This window comes from Nocardia heshunensis (assembly GCF_054782115.1).
This window is the reverse complement of the sequence record NZ_BAAGTC010000004.1, coordinates 553570-577964: the sequence shown is the minus strand read 5'-3', so window position 1 is coordinate 577964 and position 24395 is coordinate 553570. Positions and strand designations below refer to the sequence as shown.

General features: G+C 67.8%; 25 protein-coding genes. 16 read left to right on the top strand and 9 right to left on the bottom strand.

What is annotated here, in order from left to right; genetic code table 11:
• The first annotated feature begins 140 nt into the window (after positions 1-140).
• The 3 genes from ACYVN4_RS15275 (at position 141) to ACYVN4_RS15265 (ending at position 2568) form a co-directional block, all read left to right on the top strand.
• Positions 141-764: a superoxide dismutase gene (locus ACYVN4_RS15275; protein ID WP_379359299.1), complete on the top strand. Its 624-nt coding sequence runs from the start codon at positions 141-143 to the stop codon at positions 762-764.
• A gap of 250 nt (positions 765-1014) precedes the next feature.
• Entirely contained in the window at positions 1015-1539 is a 525-nt protein-coding gene (locus ACYVN4_RS15270) for a peptidase (RefSeq protein ID WP_460721501.1), read from the top strand.
• A 294-nt stretch (positions 1540-1833) separates the two neighbouring features.
• On the top strand, positions 1834-2568 hold the full coding sequence (locus tag ACYVN4_RS15265) for a TMEM165/GDT1 family protein (protein ID WP_460721499.1): 735 nt from the start codon (positions 1834-1836) through the stop codon (positions 2566-2568).
• Here ACYVN4_RS15265 and ACYVN4_RS15260 read toward each other — a convergent pair.
• On the bottom strand, positions 2509-3153 hold the full coding sequence (locus tag ACYVN4_RS15260) for a TetR/AcrR family transcriptional regulator (RefSeq protein WP_460721497.1): 645 nt from the start codon (positions 3151-3153) through the stop codon (positions 2509-2511). The genes ACYVN4_RS15265 and ACYVN4_RS15260 overlap by 60 nt on opposite strands.
• Positions 3154-3181: 28 nt before the next feature.
• Complete coding sequence (locus ACYVN4_RS15255; RefSeq protein WP_460721495.1) at positions 3182-4084, bottom strand: SDR family NAD(P)-dependent oxidoreductase; 903 nt, start codon at positions 4082-4084, stop codon at positions 3182-3184.
• A gap of 236 nt (positions 4085-4320) precedes the next feature.
• On the opposite strand from ACYVN4_RS15255, the gene ACYVN4_RS15250 reads away from it, so the two are divergent.
• Positions 4321-5088, top strand: coding sequence for an SDR family NAD(P)-dependent oxidoreductase (locus ACYVN4_RS15250; protein ID WP_460721493.1), 768 nt, complete (start codon positions 4321-4323; stop codon positions 5086-5088).
• Between the two features lie 98 nt (positions 5089-5186).
• Here ACYVN4_RS15250 and ACYVN4_RS15245 read toward each other — a convergent pair whose 3' ends face one another.
• The 3 genes from ACYVN4_RS15245 to ACYVN4_RS15235 all read right to left on the bottom strand — a co-directional run bounded on the left by ACYVN4_RS15245 (position 5187) and on the right by ACYVN4_RS15235 (position 9298).
• Positions 5187-5387: a cold-shock protein gene (locus ACYVN4_RS15245; RefSeq protein ID WP_033085228.1), complete on the bottom strand. Its 201-nt coding sequence runs from the start codon at positions 5385-5387 to the stop codon at positions 5187-5189.
• A gap of 309 nt (positions 5388-5696) precedes the next feature.
• Positions 5697-7652 (bottom strand): molecular chaperone HtpG, encoded by a 1956-nt coding sequence (gene htpG, locus ACYVN4_RS15240; protein ID WP_460721492.1) that lies wholly within the window; start codon positions 7650-7652, stop codon positions 5697-5699.
• Positions 7649-9298, bottom strand: a complete 1650-nt coding sequence (locus tag ACYVN4_RS15235; RefSeq protein ID WP_460721490.1) for a TM0106 family RecB-like putative nuclease — start codon at positions 9296-9298, stop codon at positions 7649-7651. Before ACYVN4_RS15235 ends, htpG begins: the two co-directional genes overlap by 4 nt.
• 178 nt (positions 9299-9476) lie before the next feature.
• Between ACYVN4_RS15235 and ACYVN4_RS15230 the strand changes: the two genes are divergently transcribed.
• The 7 genes from ACYVN4_RS15230 (at position 9477) to ACYVN4_RS15200 (ending at position 13972) form a co-directional block, all read left to right on the top strand.
• Complete coding sequence (locus ACYVN4_RS15230; protein WP_460721489.1) at positions 9477-10115, top strand: DUF6474 family protein; 639 nt, start codon at positions 9477-9479, stop codon at positions 10113-10115.
• Positions 10116-10123: 8 nt separating this feature from the next.
• A complete protein-coding gene (locus ACYVN4_RS15225) occupies positions 10124-10624 on the top strand; it encodes a hypothetical protein (protein WP_460721487.1) in 501 nt (166 codons plus the stop codon).
• 50 nt (positions 10625-10674) lie between these two features.
• On the top strand, positions 10675-11334 hold the full coding sequence (locus tag ACYVN4_RS15220) for a YcnI family copper-binding membrane protein (protein WP_460721486.1): 660 nt from the start codon (positions 10675-10677) through the stop codon (positions 11332-11334).
• The gene (locus tag ACYVN4_RS15215) at positions 11331-11867 is read left to right on the top strand and encodes a copper resistance CopC family protein (RefSeq protein WP_460721484.1); all 537 of its coding nucleotides are present in this window, start codon (positions 11331-11333) and stop codon (positions 11865-11867) included. Before ACYVN4_RS15220 ends, ACYVN4_RS15215 begins: the two co-directional genes overlap by 4 nt.
• Positions 11864-12829 (top strand): copper resistance D family protein, encoded by a 966-nt coding sequence (locus ACYVN4_RS15210; protein WP_460721482.1) that lies wholly within the window; start codon positions 11864-11866, stop codon positions 12827-12829. Before ACYVN4_RS15215 ends, ACYVN4_RS15210 begins: the two co-directional genes overlap by 4 nt.
• Positions 12830-12925: 96 nt before the next feature.
• Positions 12926-13387, top strand: a complete 462-nt coding sequence (locus ACYVN4_RS15205) for an SRPBCC family protein (protein WP_460721480.1) — start codon at positions 12926-12928, stop codon at positions 13385-13387.
• Between the two features lie 123 nt (positions 13388-13510).
• A complete protein-coding gene (locus ACYVN4_RS15200) occupies positions 13511-13972 on the top strand; it encodes a DUF1707 and DUF4190 domain-containing protein (protein WP_460721478.1) in 462 nt (153 codons plus the stop codon).
• An 11-nt stretch (positions 13973-13983) separates the two neighbouring features.
• Here ACYVN4_RS15200 and ACYVN4_RS15195 read toward each other — a convergent pair whose 3' ends face one another.
• The gene (locus ACYVN4_RS15195) at positions 13984-16188 is read right to left on the bottom strand and encodes a serine/threonine-protein kinase (RefSeq protein ID WP_460721476.1); all 2205 of its coding nucleotides are present in this window, start codon (positions 16186-16188) and stop codon (positions 13984-13986) included.
• A 167-nt stretch (positions 16189-16355) separates the two neighbouring features.
• Here ACYVN4_RS15195 and ACYVN4_RS15190 point away from each other — a divergent pair, with 167 nt between their 5' ends.
• Both ACYVN4_RS15190 and rraA read left to right on the top strand, forming a co-directional pair.
• Complete coding sequence (locus ACYVN4_RS15190; RefSeq protein WP_460721474.1) at positions 16356-16862, top strand: nitroreductase/quinone reductase family protein; 507 nt, start codon at positions 16356-16358, stop codon at positions 16860-16862.
• A gap of 5 nt (positions 16863-16867) precedes the next feature.
• Positions 16868-17359: a ribonuclease E activity regulator RraA gene (gene rraA / locus ACYVN4_RS15185; protein ID WP_460721472.1), complete on the top strand. Its 492-nt coding sequence runs from the start codon at positions 16868-16870 to the stop codon at positions 17357-17359.
• A 66-nt stretch (positions 17360-17425) separates the two neighbouring features.
• Here the strand turns inward: rraA and ACYVN4_RS15180 are convergent, their stop codons facing one another.
• Positions 17426-17647 carry an RNA-binding S4 domain-containing protein gene (locus ACYVN4_RS15180; RefSeq protein WP_460721470.1) on the bottom strand — a complete coding sequence of 74 codons (222 nt, stop codon included), beginning with the start codon at positions 17645-17647 and terminating at the stop codon, positions 17426-17428.
• Between the two features lie 100 nt (positions 17648-17747).
• Here ACYVN4_RS15180 and lysX point away from each other — a divergent pair, with 100 nt between their 5' ends.
• The 3 genes from lysX to ACYVN4_RS15165 all read left to right on the top strand — a co-directional run bounded on the left by lysX (position 17748) and on the right by ACYVN4_RS15165 (position 22103).
• Complete coding sequence (gene lysX, locus ACYVN4_RS15175; protein ID WP_460721468.1) at positions 17748-21116, top strand: bifunctional lysylphosphatidylglycerol synthetase/lysine--tRNA ligase LysX; 3369 nt, start codon at positions 17748-17750, stop codon at positions 21114-21116.
• Positions 21117-21236: 120 nt separating this feature from the next.
• Complete coding sequence (locus ACYVN4_RS15170) at positions 21237-21434, top strand: hypothetical protein (RefSeq protein ID WP_460721466.1); 198 nt, start codon at positions 21237-21239, stop codon at positions 21432-21434.
• Between the two features lie 51 nt (positions 21435-21485).
• Complete coding sequence (locus tag ACYVN4_RS15165; protein ID WP_460721464.1) at positions 21486-22103, top strand: histidine phosphatase family protein; 618 nt, start codon at positions 21486-21488, stop codon at positions 22101-22103.
• Between the two features lie 81 nt (positions 22104-22184).
• On the opposite strand, the gene ACYVN4_RS15160 is transcribed toward ACYVN4_RS15165, so the two are convergent.
• Both ACYVN4_RS15160 and ACYVN4_RS15155 read right to left on the bottom strand, forming a co-directional pair.
• Positions 22185-23036: a cutinase family protein gene (locus tag ACYVN4_RS15160; RefSeq protein WP_460722675.1), complete on the bottom strand. Its 852-nt coding sequence runs from the start codon at positions 23034-23036 to the stop codon at positions 22185-22187.
• A gap of 289 nt (positions 23037-23325) precedes the next feature.
• Positions 23326-24342: an alpha/beta hydrolase gene (locus ACYVN4_RS15155; RefSeq protein ID WP_460721462.1), complete on the bottom strand. Its 1017-nt coding sequence runs from the start codon at positions 24340-24342 to the stop codon at positions 23326-23328.
• Positions 24343-24395: the final 53 nt, after the last annotated feature.

The following is a 24395-nucleotide window of genomic DNA, read 5'->3' as shown; positions in this document are numbered from 1 at the left end:
TCCAAAGGTTGGGAAAGATATACATCCGCCGGAATGTGGGGGCACGCAGCCCGGTTGCAGACGAGCGGGTGTACGAATGATGGTTGAGTGTCCCCCGGAACTTCCCGGGGGCGCACGGCCCCGACACGGAAAGGGACATCGTGGCTGTTTACACGCTGCCTGAACTCGATTACGACTACTCGGCTCTGGAGCCCTTCATCTCCGGGCAGATCAACGAGATCCACCACACCAAGCACCACGCGGCCTACGTCGCCGGTGTCAACGCCGCCCTCGAGAAGCTGGAAGAGGCGCGCGCCAAGGACGACCACGCCGCCATCTTCCTGAACGAGAAGAACCTCGCGTTCCACCTCGGCGGCCACGTGAACCACTCCATCTGGTGGAAGAGCCTGTCGAAGGACGGCGGCGACAAGCCGGTCGGCGACCTGGCCGCGGCCATCGACGAGGAGTTCACCTCGTTCGACAAGTTCGTCGCGCAGTTCTCCGCGGCCGCCAACGGCCTGCAGGGCTCGGGCTGGGCGTGGCTGGGCTACGACACCCTGGGCAACAAGCTGCTCACCTTCCAGCTGACCGACCAGCAGGGCAACGTGCCGCTCGGCATCATCCCGCTGCTCGGCCTGGACATGTGGGAGCACGCCTTCTACCTGCAGTACAAGAACGTCAAGGCGGACTACGTCAAGGCGTTCTGGAACGTGGTGAACTGGGCCGAAATCCAGGAGCGCTACACCAAGGCCGTCGCGCAGGGCAAGGGTCTGATCTTCGGCTGATGCCATTGGGGGCTACGCCCCCAAACCCCCGGACGGAGTTGAGGACGCAGCCCTCGATGCCCTGCCGGTCGGGTCAGTTCGTACGCCTGAGACCCGCGAACCGCATGGTTCGCGGGTCTTTCGCATTTCCGGGGGTCGGGTGCTAGCACTCTTTGGTACTTGTGTGCCAGTTCGGTTCGGGTACAACCTGGTGTTCACAACAGCAACACCGGGCACAGCCGCCCCCGTGGAGGATTTCGGGAGGCACATCATGGATCGTCAGATCGGCGTCATGCCGTTCCACGCGCGTGGTTCGCTACAGGGCTTCGTGATCTCCGGGCGCTGGCCCGACTCCACCAAGGAATGGGCGCAGGTATTGGTGCTCGCCGTGCGGGTGGCGGGCATGCCGGGGCTGTTGCCCACCTCGACGGTTTTCGGGGCGCGCGAGGAACTTCCGGACGACCCGGATCCCGCGATGGTGGGGCTGGTGATCGCGGAGGGCACGGTGCTCGGCACGGCGGAAGGCTTGCGGCCGGGCATGTTTGCCACACATGTGCCACCCGCGTTGATCATGTTGCATCCGCCGCGCGAGACGCGGCCCTCGCTGCCGGAGTGCACGGGCGCGGCGTCCGGTTGCCTGCTGCTGCCGGGAGTTCCGCATCTGGGACTCGAACATCGGGCGGCGTGGGTGGAAACCGATAGTGACGGCACGGTGACCTCGATGGTTTCGCGGGTGGGGGTGGATCCGATCAGCGATCCCGACACCGCGGTTCTGGCCATGCTGCTGGCTGCGTAAGGGTAACCGAAACCTTCCGGCAGTATCGCCAAACTTATTGCGCGCATTGCGATTTGGGTGACAGTCGTTTGCACGCGCCCGGTTTGCCGGAGTAGAGTGGCGGCGAGCGAAGGGGAGTAGCCCCCAATCACGCCGTCGACATACTGATCCTTCCCGGGTCCGGCGCGTGGACCGGAGATCTTTCCGGTGGGCGAGACCTTCGGCCGAACAAACCAAACCGATTGACCGGTGCGGTGTCGGCTGAAGCGCCCCCGCATTCAGCCGACAGGCCGGAAACCTGGGAGCTGACACTTCATGATCGCCACGATATTGCTGAGCTTCGGCGTGCTCTTCCTCGCCGAACTGGGCGATAAATCGCAACTCATGGCCCTGACCTTCGCACTGCGCTACCGCTGGTGGGTGGTGCTGACCGGCATCACCGTCGCGAGCATTCTGGTGAACCTCATCGCCGTCGGCGTCGGCCACTTCCTCGGTGCGGCCCTGCCGACCGGTGTCATCTCCCTCTTCGCGGCCGCCACCCTGATCGGCGTGGGTCTGTGGACCCTGCGCGAAACCCTGCACACGGGCGACGACGACGGTGATGTCGCGCCGGAACCCAAGTCCCGCAATGCCTTCCTGGTGGTCGTCTCCGCCTTCCTGCTCGCCGAACTCGGCGACCGGACCATGTTCGCCACCATGGCCCTGGCCACCAAGAACGGCTGGGTCGCGGTGTGGATCGGCTCGGTGGCGGGCATGGTGGCCGCGGGCGGGCTGGCCATCCTGATCGGCGTCACCATCGGCAAGCACATTCCGGAGCGGATCATCGCGGTCTGCTCGGGGCTGCTGTTCCTGTACTTCGGCGCGCTGACGCTGCTGGAAGCCTTCGCCGAGGGACTGGGCACGCCGGTCGCCGCGGTGGTGTCGCTGGCGCTTCCTGCCCTCGCGGGTGGGGTGCTGCTCCTGCTGCGCCGCCGGGGTGCCAAGCCGGGATCAGGCGTCGAGCACCGGATCGCCGAACAGTTCTCCGCTGCGCCGCACGAGGTCCAGTAGCGGCGCACGCAAGGCCCGCAGGCCGTCCAGGTCGCCGACCGCGATGCGCGCGGTGACCATGGCCGACAGCGCCGCCACCAGGGTCTGGCAGGCGAAGCGCTGGGATTCGGTGTCCGCGCCCAGCACGTCGGCGACCATGGCCACGAAGGTTTCCTGCATCTGGGTGCGCCGCGCGATGGCCTCGGTGCCGACCGCGTAGACCTCCACCAGGAACAGCCGGGCATAGGCGGGCTGGCCCGCGAGCGCGTCCAGGTAGGCGCCGAGCAGGCGGCCCATCCGCTCGGTGCGGGTCTCACCGTCGAATTCCGCACCCGTCGCGGCCAGCACGCCGGTCAGCATGAGTTCCACGGCCCGCTCGTAGGCGGCCTCGAAACAGTCCTCCTTGGAACGGAACTGCTCGTAGAAGGTCTCGCGGGAGACGCCCGCGCGCTTGATGACCGCGGCCACCGGCGTTCCGACATAACCGTTCTCGGTCATCGCCTCGGCCATGGCCAGCAGGATGCGGTCGCGCTGGGCGGCGACCACGGTCTCGCGCGGCAGGCCGTGGCGGCCGCGGGGCAGTTGGCGAGTTGCCGAATCGGGCATTGCGTGGACTCCATTGGCCTCGGTCGGTTCAGGCGAGCTTTCTCATTCTGCGGGTCCGGGCCGGTTGTTCGGTGGTGAAGCCCGTCGGTTCGGTGCGAGCGATCTCGAGACCCCCGGCCACCCCGCCGCGTAAGGAGTAGTCCACCAGACGTTGCGCCAGCGGGCGACACCACAGCACCATGCTCACCCAATAGGGCGAGACGATGCGGCGGGAACGCCTGGCCAGCGCGCGTTCGCAGGCGTCGATGGCCGGGCCGAGCGGGGCGATGCCGGAGACGGTGGAGCGGCCCAGAATGCTGCGGGCCGCCTCGGTGCCGAAGCCGCGGCTGGTCATCTCGGTGTCGAGTTCGGCGAAATAGGCCATGCCGACCCGGGCTCCGGTGTGGCGCAATTCGATTCGCAGGGTGTCGCCCAGCGCCTCGACGGCTGCCTTGGAGGCGCTGTAGGCCCCGGCCAGCGGCAAATGGATGGCCGCGGCCAGCGAGGAGATGAGCAGGACGTAACCGTCGCGGTGCGCGAGATGCGGTCCGGCGGCACGCAGCGTGTAGTAGACGCCGAGGACGTTGACCGCGAGGGTTTCCTCCAGGACGGCCGGGTCACCGCCGAGCAGCGAAAGTTGCCGGGCGATACCGGCATTGCACACCACCGCGTCCAGCCCGCCGAGTTCGGCGGTGAGCGAGTTGACCACGCGCTGGACCTGCGCCGGGTCGCCGACATCGCAGTAGCGCCAGGGGGCGTCGCCGCATTCGGCCGCGACCTGGGACAGCAGCGACTCCTCGATGCCCAGCAGGGCGACATGCGCGCCGTGGGCGTGCAGCTGACGGGCGAGGGCCGCCCCGATCCCCCTGGCCGCACCCGTGATCAGGATGCGTTGACCTGCCACCCGTGGCGAGTGACGGCGGAATCCGCGGCGCGGACGAGCCACATTCATGTATGCGAAACTACCACTTAGACGAACACCTGTGTTCGCAAACTTTGCGAGCGGTTGTTGCGCAGCGCGCGTCACCTTTGCGAAGTGCACAACAGCGGCGGCATCGGATGCGACAGCCTGCCGGGGTGCCCGAGGCCCCGACCGGACCCCGCGCGGGGCGCCCGCCGCCCCCCGCTATCGTGCCTATTGACGGAGGGCCAGTGAGAGGGCCGTCCACAGTCGAGAGGACCAACACCGTGGAGATTTCGGGCTCCGCCGCCATTGTCACCGGAGGTGCGTCCGGGCTGGGCGCGGCCACCGCCAAGCGGCTCGCCGACGCGGGTGCGACCGTGTTCGGCCTGGATCTGGCGCAGTCGATCGAGCGCGCGGGCGACAGCGTCCCCGCCGGTGTCACCCTCATCCCGACCGACGTCACCAGCGGTGACGAGGTGGCCGCCGCGGTCGCCAAGGTCGTGGAATCCGGTGTGCCGCTGCGCATTGTCGTCAACTGCGCGGGCGTGGGCTGGGCGGGACGCATCCTGTCCAAGAACGGCCCGCACGACCTGGAGCTGTTCCGCACGGTGATCACCGTGAACCTGCTGGGCTCCTTCAACGTCATGCGCCTGGCCGCCGACGCCATCGCCAAGACCGATCCGGTCGACGAGTACGGCTCGCGCGGCGTCATCATCAACACCGCGTCCGTCGCGGCGTTCGAGGGCCAGATCGGGCAGATCGCCTACTCCGCCTCCAAGGGCGGCGTCGCCGGCATGACCATCCCGGCCGCGCGTGACCTGGCGCAGTTCGGCATTCGCGTGAACACCATCGCGCCCGGCATCATCGACACCCCGATGCTGGCCGGCGTCACCGAGGAGTACCGCAAGGGCCTCGAGGCCGGTGTGCCGTTCCCGTCCCGCCTGGGTCGCCCGGACGAGTACGCGCAGCTCGCGCAGTACATCTGCGAGCACGACTACCTCAACGGCGAGACCATCCGCATGGACGGCGCTCTCCGCATGGCTCCGCGCTAGTCGCTGGACAGAATAAGGCCCGCACCGGATTCCGGTGCGGGCCTTACTGTTTCGTAAAGCACAAAGGCGCGGGGGTTGAGGCCCGCGCCTAGGAAGCTTTAGTGGGGGCGGACCGCAGCTGCCTGCGGGCCCTTCTTGCCCTCGGTGATCTCGAACGACACGGCCTGGCCCTCTTCGAGCTGGCGGTAGCCGTTGCCTTCGATCTCCGAGTAGTGGACGAAAACGTCGGGGCCGTCTTCGCGGGCGATGAAGCCGTAGCCCTTCTCCGCGTTGAACCACTTGACGGTGCCCTGAACCATTACCTTCTCCTGACGAGGTGTTTCTTGTGTTGCGTGGGTACCGCGGCCGCGGTACCCGGGGTCGATCAGAAGGCGGCCACCCTGCGCTGCAAGGTGAAGCACGCCCGCACAATGTTCCGCGCGAGCATGTAAAACACGTACACGAAAACTTACGACCAAGACGTACAACGTACGCGTCCCCGTGGAGTTCCCGAAATCGCCGACGGATGCGGATCGTCACATTTGGGACAAATAGCGCATGACCAATTCCCGCTTGCTATAGGTCGGGCTCCTGCGGAAACACCGCAGGAGCCCGATTCAGAGCACTTGTCAGAGCGTGCGGGTCAGTCGGTCCGCCAGGATGCGCGCGAAGTGCGCCGGATCCTTCAGCTCGCCGCCCTCGGCGAGAACCGCCGTGCCGTAGAGCAATTCGGCGGTCTCGGTCAGCGCGTCGGGCTTCTCGGCGTCGCCGGAGACCTTCGCGAACGCGTCGCGCAGGCCGGTGACCAGCGCGTGCGACGGGTTCAGTTCGAGGATGCGCTTGCTGTGCGGCAGCTCCTGGCCCGAGGCGCGGTACATGCGCTCGAGCATCGGGGTGAAGTCGAACACATCACCGACGATGCAGGCCGGTGAGGTGGTGAGCCGGTTGGTCAGGCGCACCTCCTTCACCTCCGCGTCCAGGGTCTGCTGCAGCCAGCTCAGCACCTCGGAGAAGTCCTTGTCCTGCTGCTCGCGCAGCTGCTCGGACGCCTTCTTCTCGTCCTCGGTCTCCAGGTCGACCTCGCCCTTGGCGATCGAGACGATCGGCTTGCCGTCGAACTCGGGGACCGAACCCACCCACATCTCGTCGACCGGTTCGGTCAGCACGAGCACCTCGAGGCCCTTGGCCTTGAACGCCTCGATGTGCGGCGAGTTCTCGATCTGCTGCCGGGATTCGCCGGTCATGTAGTAGATGGCCGACTGGGTTTCGGGCATCCGCTCGACGTACTCGGCCAGCGAGGTCTGCTCGGTCTCGGAATGCGTGGACGCGAAAGACGAGACGGCCAGGATGGTTTCGCGGTTGTCGGGATCCGACAGCAGGCCCTCCTTGAGGACCCGGCCGAATTCCGTCCAGAACTCCCAGTACTTGGTCTTGTCCTCGGCGTTGCGCAAATCCTTGACCGTGGACAGCACCTTGCGCACCAGCCGCTTGCGGATCATCTGGATCTGCCGGTCCTGCTGCAGGATCTCGCGGGAGACGTTGAGCGACAGGTCCTGCGCGTCCACGACACCCTTGACGAAGCGCAGATACTCCGGCATCAGCTCTTCGCAGTTGTCCATGATGAACACCCGGCGCACGTACAGCTGCACGCCGCGCTTGTGCTCGCGGGTGAACAGGTCGAACGGCGCGTGCGACGGAATGAACAGCAGCGCCTGGTATTCGAAGGTGCCCTCCGCCTTCATCGGAATGATTTCCAGCGGATCGTCCCAGGCGTGCGAGACGTGCTTGTAGAACTCCTGGTACTCCTCGTCGGAGACCTCGCTGCGCGGGCGCGTCCACAGCGCCTTCTGCGAGTTCAGGGTCTGCGTCTCGAGCAGCGTCTTCTCGGTCTTGTCCTCGCCCTCACCGTCCATGACGGTGCGCTCGACCTCCATCCGGATGGGCCAGGCGATGAAATCCGAGTACTTCTTGACGATTTCGCGGAGCTTCCACTCCTGCGTGTAGTCGAAGAGGTGATCCTCGTCGTCGGAAGGCTTGAGGTGCAACGACACCGAGGTGCCCTGCGGGGCGTCGGCCAGTTCCTCGATGGCGTAGGTGGAGGAGCCCGCCTCGGATTCCCAACGGGTGCCGGTGGTCTCGCCCGCCTTGCGAGTGGTCAGGGTGACCTTGTCGGCCACCATGAAGGTCGAGTAGAAGCCGATGCCGAACTGGCCGATCAGCTCCTCGGCCTGCTGATCGCCCGCCTTGGCCTCCAGCAGCTGTTTGCGCAGCTGGGCGGTGCCCGACTTGGCGAGGGTGCCGATCAGGTCGACCACCTCGGCCCGGGACATGCCGATGCCGTTGTCGCGGATGGTGAGTACCCGCTGCTCGCGGTCGACCTCGAGATCGATGTGCAGATCCGAGGTGTCGGCGGTCAGGTCCTTGTCGCGGAAGGTCTCCAAGCGCAGCTTGTCGAGCGCGTCGGACGCGTTCGACACCAGCTCCCGCAGGAAGGTGTCCTTGTTCGAATACACCGAGTGGATCATCAACTCCAGCAGTTGATGGGTCTCGGCCTGAAACTCCAGGTGTTCGATGTGTTCGGTCACGACGCGATATTACGACGGCCGAAGTCGGCGATGCCGGGAACCTCGGCGTCCGCGCGGTCGGTCATCCAGTCCCGCAGCACCTTCGTCGCCTGCACGTCGTCCTCGTTGTATTCGAGGATGCGCGTGCGCTGCGACATATCCGGCTCGCCGCCCTCGTAGGCGACGGCCAGGCGGTACCAGGCCATCGACGCCTCTCCCCCGGCCTCGGCGTCACGCCAGTGGAAACCGGCGACCGGCGCGATCTTCTTGAGGCCCTTGCCGTTCGGGCAGATGAACTGCTCCGACACCGCCTGGAACATGTCCACCCACTGCGGGCTGTCGACGAACTGCTGCACCTCGCGCTCGGTGGGAATGCCGGGGCGGCCCGCGAAACGGCGGGCCGACTCGTAGAGCCACTTGTCCTCTGCGGTGCGTGAATAGCAGTAGGCGGCAAAGGTTTTACCCTCGGCCATCGCCTCGGCGCGGATCTCCATGAGCCAGGTCCAGAACTCCGCGAAGGAGCGGCCCTCGTCCTCGGTGGGCAGCGGATCCCAGGTGACGAACGGGCGGTACACGCCGTCGAGCAAGGTGCCCCACAGATACGCGCCGTGCTCCTGGTAGCTCTCCAGGTCCACATCCACCTCGACGTCGGCGCGGGTGACCCGAACCTGCTCGACCCGGCGGACCAGGGGTGCGCCGGTGGCCCAGGCACGGGCGGTGACCACGGTCTCGGTGAACGGCTCGTACTGCCAGTCGTCGGGTTCGTCGCCGATCCAGGCGGCCAGATCGTCGATGGTCTCGACCCCGTGGCGGCGCAACGTCTCCGCGCGCGAACCCGGGGCCACCAGGCTCACATCGCGATGCTCCGAGAGCCACTGCTCGCAGCTGCGGCCGCCCTCCTCGGGCACCCGCGACCACCACGGGCACTGGCGGCACTCGGGGACTTTCGATGCGACGGTGGGGAGTTCGCCGCGCACCACCGCGATGCGGTCGGCGTAGCGGACGTCGTAGTCGGCCAGGATCGGGCCCAGGTCGTGCACCAGGACGCGGTCGAAGTGGTAGCCGACCGCGCCGCCGACCAGCGCCGGGCTGGCCAGGCCGTGCCGCTGCAGCATGCGGTAGAGGTGTGCCAGACGCTGCTGGTCACGCGGCTGCGGACGGGTGCGAACGTGCCTGTCCGGCTGCGGATTCCAGTCGTAGAGGTCGCTGGTCGTGGGATGGTAGTCGGCCGGGTCCGGCTGGCGGGGATCGGTCACCTTGTGGTTCACCACGATGACCGGGATGTACCCGCCGCGATCGGTGTCGCGCCAGAGGATTTCGCAGCCGCCGCGGCGGCCCGTGTCGGGTTCCTGCGGAAGTAGTCCGCCCCAGATGCGTTCGGCCCCGGCCGCCATCGCGGCCATGGTGGCCTCGGCGCGGCGGGTCGCGGACTGCTTCGGCTCGATGACGGTCCAGCGCTCCGGCGCGGCGGCAACCAGCGTGTCCCGCACGTGAAGTCGATGCGCCGCGGCGGCTTCCCGTCGCTGCTGCACCCCGGCGTCCTCGATGACCCCGGTCAACACTCCGGGATGTTCCGCGTCCAGATGCAATCGGTGTCTACAGCCGATCAGCGAACGCGCGTCCAGAAACGCAGCCCGCTCGCCATGGTCACCGATGCCCGAATACACGCCGTTCAGTATGGCCTCACCCCCCGACATTCCTACGAACTGGCACCGAAACCGCCAGGCGCTCGCTGCGTGGCGCGCCCACCCGTTAGGGTGATTCGCAAACTGTGTTTCATGGGCGGACAGGCATTTCCCCCCGGCCCTGTGCTGCCATGGCGAACCAGCATGACGGAGGCCATTTATGGGGTTGTTCGGCAAGCGCAAGAAGCGGGTCAGCCGCCGAGCCGAGGCGAAAGCCCTCAAGCACAAGGCCGGTATGGAGGCCAAGCTCGGCGCGCGCAACGAGCGCAAGCGCCATCGTGTCGAGGCGCGTACACAGAAGCAGGTCGCCAAGGCCGAGATCTCGAAGCTGCAGGCCGAGGAGAAGGCCGCCAACAAGCTGGCCGCCCGCGCGGAACGGGATCCGTTCAGCGCCGCCTCGGTGCGCAAGTACCTGGGTGTGGCGCGGGTGCTGCTGCCGGTGCTGGCGCCGTTGGCCTACCGCGGCGCGACCTTCGTGCGCGGGCAGCTCGACACCCGCCGCGCGGCGCAGCTGGGTGTCGGACTCGATCAGCTCGGCGACTTCGCCGGTCCCGGTGCGAAGTTGCAGGCGCGCATTGCGGCGGTCGAGACCACGCTGTCGCAGATCGAGGCCAAGGGCAGCGATACCGAGACCAAGCAGTTCGTGGCCGCCGGTCGCGATCGGCTCGACAGCCTGTCCGCGGCCGTCCGCACCGCGGCGCAGATGCCGGTGCAGCGTCGCCGCGCCGTGCACGCCTCCATCTCCAACGAGCTCTCCGGCCTGGAAGCCGATGTGCTCGCCCGTCTCGGCGTGAACTGAACCAACCCATGAGCTCGGTGCGCGGAGGATTGGCAGGGGTCGCTACGGCGGCGCTCGCGGTCGCCGCGCACGGGTTCGCGGGCGGCGGCTATCCCGGCTCCTCGGGGCTGATGCTGCTGGTGCTGGTCACCGCCGCGCTCGGGGCGCTGGCCGCGACCGTCCGGCCGCGGGCCGCGCTGCCGGTCCTCATGGTGGCCGGGCAGCCCGCCTGCCACATCGCCCTGAGCGGGCTGGTGGCGCACGGGCATGCCGCGCACGCAATGGAATTCACCGATCACGGCCCGATGCTGGCCGCGCACGCGGTCGCCGGGGTGGGCTGTGCGCTGCTGATCCTCGCGGCCGAACGGCTTTACACCCTCATCTCACGCGCGGTCGCGGTGGTGCTCACCCGGCCGCGCGGACTCCCGGTCACGGCGGCGCGGATGCGGCGGCCGTGGTCGGTTCCGATCCCGAAAACCCTTCTCGTAGTTGGCGCGTCCGGGCCGCGCGCGCCACCGGTTACGGCGTAACCCCTCGCCCTAACTCCCCGTAACCCTTGTCAGAGAAGGCAAACCCTTTCATGCACACCTCTGTTTCGCGTGCCCTCGCCACGACCGTGGCCGCCTCCGGCCTGCTGCTCTTCGGCGCGGGCGTCGCCTCCGCGCACGTCGTGGTCGACGCCCCCGGCGCCAGCCAGGGCGGCTACACCGTCGCCACCTTCCGGGTGCCCGACGAGTCCGACACCGCCTCCACCACCAAGGTCTCTGTCGCGCTGCCGAATCTGGCCAGCGCCCGGACCGAGCCCATCGCCGGCTGGACCTCCACCGTCGACAAGAACGCCAAGGGCGAGATCACCGCGGTTACCTGGGCCGCCAACCCGGGCAACCCGGGCGTGGCTCCCGGCCAGTTCCAGCGCTTCTCGGTCTCGGTCGGCCCGCTGCCCAAGCAGGAGAAGGTGAGCTTCAACGCCACCCAGACCTACAGCGACGGCAAGGTCGTCGAGTGGAACCAGCCGATGAACGCCGACGGCAGCGAGCCCGACCACCCGGCCCCCAGCCTCACCCTGGCCAAGGGCAACGGCGGCGATGACGACGCCCCGGCCACCGCGGCCGACGCCGACAAGAGCGACAAGAGCAGCAGTGACACCACCGCCCGCTGGCTCGGCGGCGTCGGCCTGGCCCTGGGCGCGCTCGGCGCGGCCCTCGGACTCGGCAGCGTCATCCGGGGACGGCGATCGTGACCCGCAGGCTGCTCGCGGGACTGGTGACCGGCCTGCTGGTCACCGGCTTCGCACTGCTGGGCGGGGGTGTCGCCAACGCGCACTCCACGCCCGTCGGCTCCAGCCCGGACAACGGCGCGCAGATCGACACCTCACCCGCGACGGTGAGCATCACCTTCAACGAGAACCTGCAGCCCGCCTACCCGTCCATGACGGTCACCGGGCCGGACGGCAACCTGTGGTCCAAGGGTCAGCCGAAGGTGGAGGGGCCGGTCATCAGCATCGAGGTCGGTGAACTGGGCCCGGTCGGTCAGTACACCATCGCCTACCGGGTGACCTCCGCCGACGGGCATCCCGTCAGCGGCAAGCGCACCTTCACCCTCACCAAGGCGGGCAACGGAACTCCGGGGCCGAAGGCCGACGCCAACGCCAAGTCCGGCGGCGGTTCCAGCGGCGGCGTGCCGCTGTGGGTGTTCATCGTGGCCGCGGTGGTGCTGTTCGGTGGCGGACTCGCGTTCGCCCTGTTCGGCGGACGGGGCAAGCAGCGCAAGTGAATCGGCCCGACCGCACCGATCCCCGTCCCGGCGGCGGGATGACCGGCAGCAAATCACCGAAATGGCTGCTGCTGCTGTTGATTCCCGTCGCCTGGGACGGCGCGGCCGTGGCCTGGGTGCTGGCCGCGGGCGACCCGGTGCAGGCCGAGGCCCCCGTGCGGGTGATGGCCGACTGCGCCGGGGCGGCCGTGCTCGGACTGGCCGCGCTGCCGCGGCTGTCGGAGCGGTTGTCCCCGCGCTGGCGGCTGCTGACCATCCTCGCCGCGGTGTGGGCCGCCCTGGAATTCAGCATGCTGGTGCTGGAAGCCGGTGAGGTGCAGGGCATTCCGGCGGGGCAGCTGGGCGCGGCCCAGTTCGGTGACTTCCTCACGCATGTGAGCGGCGGGCAGATCGGCATCGCGCTGCTGCTCGGCACCGGCACGATCGCGATCTACAGCGCCTTCGGATTCCGCAATCCGGACCGGGTCACCACCGATCTGGTGCTGGTGTTCGCGGCCGTCACGCTGGCGCTGCGGCCGATCACCGGGCACATGTCGCAGCAGACGCTGGGGTCGGTGCTGGCGGCGCTGCACGCGCTGGCCGCCTGCGCCTGGTTCGGCACGCTGCTGGCCCTGGCGCTGACGGTGCGCACCCGGGGCGAATGGGCGGTGCTGCTGCCGCGGTTCTCGAATTGGGCGCTGCCGCTGGTGATCACGGTCACGGTGACGGGGGTGATCAACGGGCTGGTCCGGCTCGGCGGGGTGACACCGCTGGTGACCACCGGGTACGGGCGCATCCTGCTGGCGAAGACGGTGCTGGTCGTCGCGCTGCTGGCGCTGGGCTGGTGGTGGCGGCGCACCTGGGTGCCCAGGGCCGCCGATCACCGCATCCCCGCGGACGGGTCGCTGCGGCGTGCGATTGTGGAAGTGCTGGTGATGGCGCTAGTGTTCGGGTTGGCCGGAACGCTGGCCGTCACCGCGTGATTCGATGGACCGGTTCCGAATTCACGTGCGCTGCCTCATAGATGGCATGCATCACAAGATCTGCAGGTCAAACTAGAACACGTTACAGTTGCGCGCATGACCGAAGTCAAGATCGTCGCAGATTGCGCCGCCTCGGCCGAATCGGCCTTCGCCTATGTCAACGATTATCGGCACCTGCCGAAATTCATCAATGAGATCAGCGCGTTCACCCCGCTGACCGAGCAGATCGAAGGCGTCGACGCCACCTTCGACGGCACCATTCAGCTCGGCCCGATCGCGCTGCACTCCACCATCAAGATCGTGCGGCACGAACCCGGCTATGCCATTGCCGTGAAGTCCATCAAGGGCTTCGAAATCGAATCCACCTTCCTGTTCCACGACAAGGGCGAGGAAAGCTGCACCATCGACGCCATCGTCGATTACCGGGTGCCGGGCGGCATCGCGGGCAAGATCCTCGGCAAGACCATCGAGCCGTTCGTGAAGCTCGCGGTGAAGAGCTCCACCAACAACCTGGTCACCCAGGTCTCGGCGTTCCACGCCACCCGCACCAGCGCCTGACGATCCGGGGTCGTCAACGCAGCCGACCCCCTGTGTCTCGCGTCTCCATTCGAACTCCCTTGCAAGCCAGAGGAATAGTCTCGAACGAAGAGATATTCGGCTTCGGGTTCGATGGAGAACCAGATGGAACCTCACTGGGCGGCAGGGTATTACCTCACGAGCGACGCCGATCGCGAACGCGCGATCGAAGCCCTGAAACAAAACTTTCAGGCCGGGCGGCTCACCGTCGAAGAACTGTCGGATCGAATAGGCCGTGCCCTGGGCGCACGGACTTTCGCGGAACTCGACGTCGTCATGACCGGATTGCCGTGGCAGCGAGCGACTCTGCCCGTGTATCCGAATCTGCCACCGTATTCGCCCACCTTCTACACACCCGCCGTCCCGCAGTCCAAGGGCATGGGAATCACCGCGTTCGTGCTCGGGATCCTCGGATTCCTCTGCGGTCTCACCGCGGTTCCGGCGGTCATCCTCGGACTGGTGGCACTCACCGACGGTGAACGCCGCGAGGATCGGGGCTTCGCGATCGCCGGGCTGGGGGCCGGGCTGATGTGGATGGCGGTCTACGCCTGGGTGTTCCTCCGTTGAGGCGCTGAGGTTTACGACACCGCGCGTTCGAAGGCCCGCAGGTCCGCCTCGGTCTGACGGAACAGCCAGTAGTCGCCGAGGAAACCGAGCACACCGGCCACGCAGAGGCCGTAGATGGGGATCAGCACCAGCGAAACCTCCTGCGCGTCCAGGAAAACCAGGCTGGAGATCACCCCGATCAACGGAATTGCCACCGCCACCGCGAGATACCGCGTGCAGCGGCGGCTCAGGGCCCGCAGCGCGTCCCTATCCTTGGCCGTCTCGCCGTGCGTGAGCAGCCGCGGATAGAAACAGCGCACCACGAAGAAGGTGACCACGAAGAACGGGTAGGCGACCGAGATCGCACCCGAAACCAGCAGCGTCGCTATCAGATTCACGATATGACCGGGCGGGAGACCGGTGTAGACGACCAGCGCGATGGCCGCCAGCGCGGCCGCCAGCACCCACCAGGCGAAGGCCAGCAGCGCCACCCGGTCGCCGTCGATCAGGGTGTCCCGCCGCGCCCGGGACAGGGTCGCCGGATCGTAGACGCGACCCCGGCGCAGCCCACGCCACACGATGAAGGCCCGGCGGCACAGATAGTTGGTGACCGCGATGGCCGCCGGAGTCACGGTCAGCACCAGCGCATTACCGACCACCTGCAGCCGGGCGCGTTCCTCGGGTGCGAACCACAGCGCCCACAGGCCGTGGTTGTGCAGGTTCACGTAGGCCATGCCGAGCAGGTCGCCGAGCACGCTCGCCACCGTGATCAGGGCCAGCAGCGACCACGGGCCGACCCGCGCCCGCCAGCTGTGCGCGGGCGGATCGACCAGATCCCGGGCGCGCTGATCCAGGCACAACTCCAGCTGCTGGGCCAGCGCCGCACCGGTGGACCAGCGGTTCTCCCGGTCGGGGGCAAGGCATTTCAGCAGTACCCGGCGCAGGGTGGGCGGGCAATCCGGCGGCAGTTCGTCGAGGTGACGGGCGTCGATCTCGTGGCGGCGCAGCCGCAGCATGCGCTCCAGCGAGGACTCCGAATCACCTGCCAGGCTCTCGTCGTCGAAGGGGCGGCGGCCGGTGAGCAGTTCCCACAGCACCACGCCGAGTGCGTAGATGTCGCTGCGGCCGTCGAGATCCTCGGCGGTTTCCGGCAATTGGGGATGGCAGGCCGCCAGCTGCTCGGGCGACATGTAGGCCAGCGAGCCGCCGAAGTAGGCGAGCGGGCTGGTGCCCGCCACGTGCAGGCTGAAGCTGATATTGAAGTCCGCGAGTTTCGGGCTGCCGTCGGCGGTGAGCAGCACATTGGCGGGCTTCAGATCCCGGTGCAGCACACCGTTTTCCGACGCGTAGTCCAGGGCGCGGGCCAGCCGGGCGCCCAGCCACGCCACGGTTTCCGGCCAGCTGCGCTCCGGCATGGCGGCGCGCGCCGGGGACTCCCCCGGCACCAGGCCGCCCTTGTCGCGCATGGCCGAATCCACCGCTTCGAGCAGTAATCCGCCGTCGCGCTCCCCCGGTTCGCGGGACCGCACCAGCGCCAGCACCTTCGACAGTGTGCCGCCCGGAAGATATTGCATGTACAGCAGTTTCAGTTCCCGGTCGGCCAGCAGCCGCTGATCGAAGACGCGCACGATGTGCTCGTGGTCGAGTTGGGCCAGGGTCTCGGATTCGGTGCCGTGATTCTGCGAGATCTTCACCGCCACCAGCCGCTGCATGGACCGCTGCCGGGCCAGGAACACCCGGGCGAAGGCACCCGCGCCCAGTTCCACCAGCAGATCGAAATCGTCGATCCGGTCGCCGACCTCGATGCCCTCCAGCGCGTGCTGGGCCTGCGGCCGTGCGATGAGGGTGCTGCGGTAGTCGCGGTCGGCCCATTCGGTGCCCGCGGCCTCGGTCGGATAGCAGCTCACATCCAGGGCGAAGCCGGAGCGGCGCAGCGCGTGGAACTCCTCGTAGGCCAGGTCGGGCGGCAGTGGGCCGGAACGCAGTTCGTCGAATTCGGTGCGATAGTCGACCAGTCGTTTCGGGAAGTCGTAGCGGATCCAGCGGTATTCCAGGTCCACCTTGATCAGCTCGATGAGGGCCAGGCGGCGCAGTTGCGGTGCGCGGGGCAGGAATTCGGCCAGCGGCGGCGGGGCGCCATTCGCCTCCCACGCGGCGGTGAAGCGCGCGAGCGCAGAGGCCAGCAGCGCGCGGGTCTCGTCCACGGCACCCGAGTCGATCGCCGGTTCCACCTTCATGTTCCCCTCCCGATCCGAACTCATCGGGTGTGGCCAGTATGCGCCCGCGAATCCGACTGCTCGGTTGTTTGGTTCATGTGGATAGATCGCTGAGCAAGCGCGGAGCGCATCGTGCGGCCCGCCGCGGGCGCATCGCGGGGCCCGCTCGCGGCCACTACAGTCGCGGTATGAGTGAGCAGTTTCCGGAACGGATCTGGGGTTCCCGCACCACCTTGCTGTCCCGCTTGGCGAGCCGATTTGCCGCCACCAAACCCGGCTCGCTGGTCGTCCGGAAACTGACCCCGCTCGACCGCAAGATCCTCGAGCGCAGCGACGGCAAATACACCGTGCTCGGCCCGATCGGCGCGCCCGTCATCCTGCTCACCACCGTCGGCCGCAAATCCGGGCAGCCGCGCACCACCCCGCTGCTCTACGTCCACGACGGGGACACGCTCTACGTCGTCGGCTCCAATTTCGGCCAGGCCCACCACCCCGCCTGGACCGGGAACCTGCTCGCCACCCCGGCCGCCGAGGTTGCCATTGCGGGACAACACATTCCGGTCACCGCGACGGCGATCACCGACGAGAACCGCAAGCAGGCGATCTACGAACGCTTCGAGGAGACCACCGAGGCGTACACCGCCTATCGCAACCGCACCGCCCGCGACTTGCGCATTTTCGCCCTGACAAGATAGTTCCCGTGACCGAATCAGCCAAAGCCATCGCGACTGCCGACCTAGCCGACGAGATCGGCCCCGGGATCCGCAGTTGCGACACCCAGTTCATTCAGTTCGGCGGGCACGAGGTCTTCGCGGGCCGCATCGTGACCATCAAGACCTTCCAGGACAATCTCCTGGTCAAGCAGACCCTCGGCGAGCCCGGTGACGGCCGCGTGCTGGTCGTCGACGGCGGCGCGAGCGTGCACACCGCGCTGGTCGGCGACATCATCGCCGGTCGGGGCGTGGACAACGGCTGGGCCGGGGTCATCGTCAACGGCGCGGTCCGCGACTCGGCCATCCTGCGCACCCTCCCCATCGGGCTCAAGGCGCTGGGCACCAACCCGCGCAAGAGCACCCAGAAGGAAGGCAACGCCGAAAAGGACGTGCCGGTCGAGTTCGGCGGCGTCACCTTCGTGCCGGGCGAGATGGTGTACAGCGACCACGACGGCGTCGTGGTCCGCAGCGAGAACTGAGCGAACTCTCGGGAAGCTCTCAGCGGCTGAGGGTGATCACACCCCAGAATGAGAACTCGTGTGCCTTCAGCCGCTGGTGACCCGGACCTTGTGCCCGGCCAATGCCACCACATCCCCGGCGTGTAGCTGCCGCCCCCGGCGCAGCTCGACCTCGTCGTTGACACGTACCAGGCCCTCGGCGATAACCGTCTTGGCTTCCGAACCGGAATCAATGAGGTTCGCCAGCTTGAGGAACTGGCCGAGTCGAATGACATCGTCCTCGATCGGGACATCGACTGGATCCGACATGGGGTACATCCTCACCCGCGGCCGCCCCGAGACCAAACGCCGCCCCCACCACCGGCCGCCACAGGCGTCCTCCGAGACACGAACCGGGTTCTGAGTGCACATGGGCAAGGGCAACATTCACACTGGTGCGGTGACTTCCACGCAGGACCGGCCAACCCACGACTCCGACAAGAGATCGGAGCCGCGGTCTCCGGAGGTGCCGCACCGCGGACACGGCCGGCTGCGCGAACTGCCGCACCTGGCCGGCACCGCGCTCGGCGTCTTCTCCGTCCTGTGCTTCACCTGGAGCATCTCGCCGGGCCTACGGTTCCTGACCCAGCACCTACGGCACTTCATCGACAACTACTACTTCGACGCCCCGGACACCTCGCTGGTGTGGGCGCTGGTGGTGGGCCTGCTCGCGGGGGCGACCGCCAGCCGTAAACGCATCGCCTGGTGGCTGCTGGTCGGGTACATGGCCGCGTACGCACTCGCCAACGCGCTCGAATTCGCCGACGCGCGCGATATCAATGCCTTGGTGGCGTTGATCGTCCACGTCCTGGTCATCGGCGTGCTCATCGCGTCGTGGTCGGAGTTCTACACCCATGTGCAGAGCGGCGCGGTCTGGCGCGCGCTCGGTGTGCTGGCCGGTGGGCTCGCGCTCAGCAGCCTGGTCGGCTGGGGACTGGTCGAACTGTTCCCGGGCACGCTGCCCGATCACGAGGAGCGGGCGCTGTGGGCCGTGTCCCGGGTGACCGGCGCGATCCTGGTCTCCAACGAGGACTTCGACGGACACCCGCCGCACCCGGTCAACCTGCTACTCGGCCTGTTCGGCGCGATCGCGCTGCTGGCCGCGGTGATCACGCTGTTCCGGTCGCAGCGCTCCTCCAACGCGCTCACCGGGCTCGACGAATCCGCCATCCGCGGGCTGCTGGAACGCTCCGATGTCGAGGACTCGCTCGGCTACTTCGCCACCCGCCGCGACAAGGCCGTCGTGTTCGCCCCCAACGGCAAGGCGGCGCTGACCTACCGCGTGGAACTCGGCGTGTGCCTGGCCTCGGGCGACCCCATCGGGCAGAAGGAATCGTGGTCGCACGCCATCGACGCCTGGCTGCGGCTGGCCGACCAATACGGTTGGGCCCCGGCCGTGATGGGCGCCAGCGAGCTCGGCGCGAACGCCTACCGCCGCGCCGGACTCTCGGCGCTGCGTCTCGGTGACGAGGCCATCCTCGAAACCCGCAACTTCTCCCTCGCGGGCGCGGACATGAAGCAGGTCCGCCAGGCCGCCAACCGACTCAGCAAGCAGGGCATCACCGTTCGCGTGCGCCGGCACAAGGAGGTCTCCCCCGAGGAGATGCAGGACGTCATGCGCCGCGCCGATGCCTGGCGCGACAGCGAGACCGAACGCGGCTTCTCCATGGCGCTCGACCGGCTCGGCGACCCGCTCGACGGCGAATGCCTGCTGGTCGAGGCCGTCGCCCCGAACGGTCAGGTGCTGGGCATGCTGTCGCTGGTGCCGTGGGGTCGCACCGGCGTCTCGCTGGACCTCATGCGGCGTGATCGCACCGGCCCCAACGGGCTCATGGAACTCATGATCTCGAAGCTGGCGCTCAACTCCGAGCAGTACGGCATCACCCGAATCTCGTTGAACTTCGCGGTCTTCCGCGCGGTCTTCGAGGAGGGCAGCCGGATCGGCGCGGGCCCCGTGCTGCGGCTGTGGCGCGGCGTGCTCATGTTCTTCTCGCGCTGGTACCAGCTCGAGGCGCTCTACCGCTCCAACGTGAAGTACCAGCCCGAATGGGTGCCGCGGTTCTCACTGTTCGAGGAACGCCGCCACCTGGTGCGGGTCGCCACCGCCAGCGCGCTCGCCGAAGGCTTCCTGCCCCGCATCGGCCGCGACCGCGACGCCTCCGCGCACACCGGTCTGCGACCGTCGGTGCCGCCCACCATGACCGGGCTGCACGCCGACGGCAGCACCCCCGACCTGCCGCCCGAGGAACTCGAGGAAACCGGCCCGCGCCGCCCCGAACAGGTGCGGGTGCGCATGGACAAGCTGGAGAAACTGCAGGAATCCGGCGTCGAGGCCTACCCGGTCGCCTACCCGCCGACCCACACCGTCGCCGCCGCCCGCGCCTGCCCGCAGGGCACCACGGTGCGAGTCTGCGGACGGCTCTTGCGGATTCGCGACTACGGCGGCGTCATCTTCGCCGTGCTGCGCGACTGGTCCGGAGACATCCAGTTGCTCATCGACCGCGGCCGCGTCGGCGGCGACCGCAGCGAGGACTTCACCGCCTACTTCGACCTCGGCGACCTCATCGAGGTGAGCGGCCAGGTCGGCCGCAGCCGCCGCGGCGAACTGTCGCTGCTCGCGCAGGACTGGCGGATGATCGGCAAATGCCTGCACCCGCTGCCGGACAAGTGGAAGGGCCTCTCCGATCCGGAAGCCCGGGTGCGGCAACGCTACGTCGACATGGCCATCAACACCGACATCCGCGAGGTGATGACCAAGCGCAGCGCCGTGGTGCGGTCGCTGCGGGACACGTTGCACGGCTGGGGCTTCCTCGAAGTCGAGACCCCCGTGCTGCAGCAGGTGCACGGCGGCGCCAACGCCACCCCGTTCACCACCCACATCAACGCCTACGACCTCGACCTGTACCTGCGCATCGCCCCCGAGCTGTACCTCAAGAAACTGTGCGTGGGCGGCATGGAGAAGGTGTTCGAACTGGGCCGCGTCTTCCGCAACGAGGGCGTCGACTACAGCCACAACCCCGAGTTCACCATCCTGGAAGCCTATGAGGCGCACAGCGATTACGAACGCATGATGCACGCCTGCCGCCAGCTCATCCAGGAGGCGGCACTCGCCGCCAACGGCAAGATGGTGGCGCTGCGGCCCGGACCCGACGGCGGCCTCGTCGAGCACGACATCTCCGGCGACTGGCCGGTGAAGACCGTGCACGGGGCGGTATCGGACGCCATCGGCGAGACCATCACCCCCGAGACCGACGCGGAACGGCTGCGGCTGCTGTGCGAGAAGGCGGGTGTGCCGTTCCAATTGGGTTGGGACGAAGGCCAGCTCGTGCTCGAGATGTACGAGCACCTGGTGGAATCCGCCACCGAGGAACCCACCTTCTACATCGACTTCCCCACCTCCGTCTCCCCGCTCACCCGGGCGCACCGGCACATCGCCGGGGTCACCGAACGCTGGGACCTGGTGGCCTGGGGCGTCGAGTTGGGCACCGCCTACAGCGAATTGACCGATCCGGTGGAGCAGCGCCGCCGCCTCACCGAACAGTCCATGCTGGCGGCGGGCGGCGACCCGGAGGCCATGGAACTCGACGAGGACTTCCTCCAGGCCCTCGAGCACGCCATGCCGCCCACCGGCGGCCTCGGCGTCGGCGTGGACCGGGTGGTCATGCTGCTGATCGGCCGCAGCATCCGCGAAACCCTGCCCTTCCCACTCGTGAAACCCCGCAACCACGATTCCCGCTAGGCACCGCAGGACCAGGGACAACCCTGATTCCCCCGGCCGGATTCCGGATTAATCTGGGATTCGGCCCGGGGCGGGCCGACGGCCACATCGATCGAGGTTCCCATGCACTACCTAGATCTCATGACCCAGGCGACGCTGCTGGACCACCACGTGTGGACCCACCCGGACACCTGGAACGCCGCCCTCGAGAACACCGCGGCCCGCTACAGCAGCAGGCGACGCGGCATGGGCTTCTGGGGCTTCGCCGCGGTCTGCTGCCTGCTCGTCGTGGCGCTCGTGCTCGGCATCGTCTACCTGATGACCAAACGTCGGCGGTGACCGTCGCGACCCCGCCGACGAACTGAGGGCGGGGTACGGCACAGTGGGGAGGTGCAGTTGATCCTCGTCCGCCACGCCCAGCCGCAACGTGTCCTGGCTCAGGCCGGTCCGGCCGACCCGGATCTCACCCCGACCGGTCTCGAACAGGCGAGCCGGGTTCCGGCCGCGCTGGCACAGCATCGGATCGCCCGGGTGGTCAGCAGCCCGCAACTGCGCGCTCGCGAAACCGCCAGGCCCACCGCCGAAAAGCTCGGGCTCGACATCGACATCCTCGACGGCCTCGCCGAATACGACCGCGAACTGCCGATGTACATCCCGATCGAGGACGCGCAGCAGGAATTCCGCGAGACCTACGAGCGCATCAAGGCGGGCCACCTGCCCGAGCAGATCGACGCCGACGCCTTCATCGGCCGCGTCCGCGACGCCGTCGACGGCATCGTCGCGGCCGCCGACCCCGGCGACACCGTGGTGGTCTTCGCGCACGGCGGCGTGATCAACGTGCTGCTGCAGGACGTGCTGGGCCTGGCCCGCCCGCTCACCTTCCCGATCGACTACTGCTCGATCACCCGAATCCTGTACTCGCGCACCGGTAACCGCACCGCGGCCACCATCAACGAGAACGGGCACGTCTGGGATCTGTTGCCGCGCATGCAACGTCCGCGGGCATAGACGCTCAGCCGACTCAGGGACATGAAAAGGCCGCCCCCACACCGTGGGAGCGGCCTTTTCGATGCGGGTTACCCCAAATCGCTACACGTTGGTGGCGATCCAGTTGTGCATCCAGGTGATGGCGGTCTGGCCGCCGCCGACCGAGTAGCTGCCGTAGCTGGTGTGGGTGCCGCTGCGGTAGAACTGCTCGAGCTGGTGCGCGTACTCGCTGTCCGGACCGTCGGCCAGCTGCGCCTGCAGCGTCGGCAGACCGCCCTGGGCGATCAGGTCGTTGAGGATCGACCCGAGCTGCAGCTGTGTCTGCCACGGGTTGAAGTTGTTCGGGTTGCTCGCCTGCGCGAGGAATCCGGCGAAACGGGTCAGGAAGTCGGTCTGCTCGGTGGAGCAGTACAGATCACCGATGGCGCACACGGTCCGCACCTTGTCGCTGATCCAGCCGAACCCGCCGACGCGCGGACCGCCCGCGCCCGCACCGGGCGCGATCGGGCCGACCTGGGCGTCGCTGGGCGACCGGCTCGGATCGGAGATCAGCGCGACGGCCGCGATGCGATCCGGCGGCACCACACCGTGGCCCGAGCCGATCTCGGCGGCGAGATCGCCGGCCGCGTCGGCACCCTGGCTGTAGCCGGTGATGGCGATCTTGGTACCCGGGCAGCGGGCGCCCATGTCCTGGACCAGCCCACGGGCATTGTCGACGGCTTCCTTCTTGGAGGCGGCGTAGACGTCACCCTCCCAGGGGAAGGCGGTGGCCGCGTAGGTGACGTAGTCGACCTCACCCGGCAAACCATTGGTTACGCCGGCCAGCATGCCGGGCTTGGGGTCCTTGTCGTGACCGGTTTCCCAGGTGCCCGGAACGGCCACCGTGTAGAAGCTCGGGCACGCCGCCCCGGGGTCGGCTGTAACAGGTCCGCTGCCCAGCACGATTCCCGACATGAGCACGCTCGCCGCTGCTCCTGCAGCGGCGACAACATTCTTCAACCGCATACTGCTCCAGTTCACGCTTGTGCCGGGACCACTGATACGTCCCGATTCCCGATCATGGTGCGGTCGCCGGATGACAGTCTGGTGCACTCCGGGTTAACCCAGGTAACCACCCCGTAGGACCCGGCCGAAACAGACCGCGTGACGAGATCAACGACACACCGCCGCCTAGCATAAAGGGGGCTATTCAGTGATGCCAGGCGAGTCGGGGAACACGTCCGTTTTCCGGCACAGATATACGTCACACTCCCTGCAATGCCGCCTCGAGCATCGGCCACGAGCGATGCAGCGCGTCCTCCCAATACCGCCACGAGTGCGTGCCGCCCGAGCGGAATTCGATCTGGGCCGGGATACCCAGCTCCCCCAGCCGATCGGCGAGCCGATGGGTGCAGCCGTTGGTGGCGGCCTCGATGATGCCGCCGAGCAGTAGTTGATTGGCCAGCGTCACCGGACGCCCGGCGATCGAGGGCGAATCGAGAGTGTCCAGGTCACCCGGCAGACCCGTCGAACTCGAGATGAACAGCGCCTTGCCGCGCAGACCCTCGGCGTTGAGCACCGCGTCGTGCTGCTGCCAGGCCGGGTCGTCGGGCTCGCCCCACATATTGCGCATATCGGCATTCCCGCGATCCAGCACCAGCTTGATGTATTGGCGGCTGGTCTGATCGGCGGCGGTGGCACAGCCGCTGTAGGACGCGACGGCGCGATACAGATCGGGGGCTTGAATGGCCAAATCCAGGGCGGAACTCGCGGACATCGAAACACCCGCGATGGCATTCACTCCCGAGGTGTGCAATGCGGAATCGATGATCGGGGGCAGTTCCCGGGTGAGAAAGGTCTGCCATTTCACGCGACCGAGTGCGGGGTCGTCACGCTCCCAGTCGGTGTAATAGGAGAATTTACCGCCGACCGGCGATACCACATTCACATTCTTATCGGCGAAGAATTGCACGATATCGGTCTGGTGATACCAGGTGGCCGCGTCCTCGCCGCCGCCCGCGCCATTGAGCAGATAGAGGGTGGGCCGCGGCACGCTGTTGTCGATGGGGGTGATCACCTGCAGGGTGATCACCCGGTCCATCGCGGCCGAATAGACCGCGATCTCCTCCTGCCGCTGCCCGGGCCGATCGATGGAGACGAGATGCGCGCCGGTGGCGTCGTCGGCGGTGGCCGCGCCGATGCCGCCGGGTAGGAACGACAACGCCAGCGCGCAGGCGACACCGCAGACCGAGGCGAGCAGCGGCATTTTCCTGGTGGTCATCGGCGGATCCTCATCGATATCGTCGGCCCGGGTCGGGGCGTGTCAGCGGCCGT

Coding starts and splice junctions, on each gene's coding strand:
- ACYVN4_RS15270 (WP_460721501.1), top strand. CDS start 1,015: ATGGATCGTCAGATCGGCGTCATGCCGTTCCACGCGCGTGGTTCGCTA.
- ACYVN4_RS15265 (WP_460721499.1), top strand. CDS start 1,834: ATGATCGCCACGATATTGCTGAGCTTCGGCGTGCTCTTCCTCGCCGAA.
- ACYVN4_RS15260 (WP_460721497.1), bottom strand. CDS start 3,153: ATGCCCGATTCGGCAACTCGCCAACTGCCCCGCGGCCGCCACGGCCTG.
- ACYVN4_RS15255 (WP_460721495.1), bottom strand. CDS start 4,084: ATGAATGTGGCTCGTCCGCGCCGCGGATTCCGCCGTCACTCGCCACGG.
- ACYVN4_RS15245 (WP_033085228.1), bottom strand. CDS start 5,387: ATGGTTCAGGGCACCGTCAAGTGGTTCAACGCGGAGAAGGGCTACGGC.
- ACYVN4_RS15230 (WP_460721489.1), top strand. CDS start 9,477: ATGGGGTTGTTCGGCAAGCGCAAGAAGCGGGTCAGCCGCCGAGCCGAG.
- ACYVN4_RS15225 (WP_460721487.1), top strand. CDS start 10,124: ATGAGCTCGGTGCGCGGAGGATTGGCAGGGGTCGCTACGGCGGCGCTC.
- ACYVN4_RS15220 (WP_460721486.1), top strand. CDS start 10,675: ATGCACACCTCTGTTTCGCGTGCCCTCGCCACGACCGTGGCCGCCTCC.
- ACYVN4_RS15205 (WP_460721480.1), top strand. CDS start 12,926: ATGACCGAAGTCAAGATCGTCGCAGATTGCGCCGCCTCGGCCGAATCG.
- ACYVN4_RS15200 (WP_460721478.1), top strand. CDS start 13,511: ATGGAACCTCACTGGGCGGCAGGGTATTACCTCACGAGCGACGCCGAT.
- ACYVN4_RS15195 (WP_460721476.1), bottom strand. CDS start 16,188: ATGAAGGTGGAACCGGCGATCGACTCGGGTGCCGTGGACGAGACCCGC.
- ACYVN4_RS15190 (WP_460721474.1), top strand. CDS start 16,356: ATGAGTGAGCAGTTTCCGGAACGGATCTGGGGTTCCCGCACCACCTTG.
- ACYVN4_RS15180 (WP_460721470.1), bottom strand. CDS start 17,647: ATGTCGGATCCAGTCGATGTCCCGATCGAGGACGATGTCATTCGACTC.
- lysX (WP_460721468.1), top strand. CDS start 17,748: ATGGGCAAGGGCAACATTCACACTGGTGCGGTGACTTCCACGCAGGAC.
- ACYVN4_RS15170 (WP_460721466.1), top strand. CDS start 21,237: ATGACCCAGGCGACGCTGCTGGACCACCACGTGTGGACCCACCCGGAC.
- ACYVN4_RS15160 (WP_460722675.1), bottom strand. CDS start 23,036: ATGTCGGGAATCGTGCTGGGCAGCGGACCTGTTACAGCCGACCCCGGG.
- ACYVN4_RS15155 (WP_460721462.1), bottom strand. CDS start 24,342: ATGACCACCAGGAAAATGCCGCTGCTCGCCTCGGTCTGCGGTGTCGCC.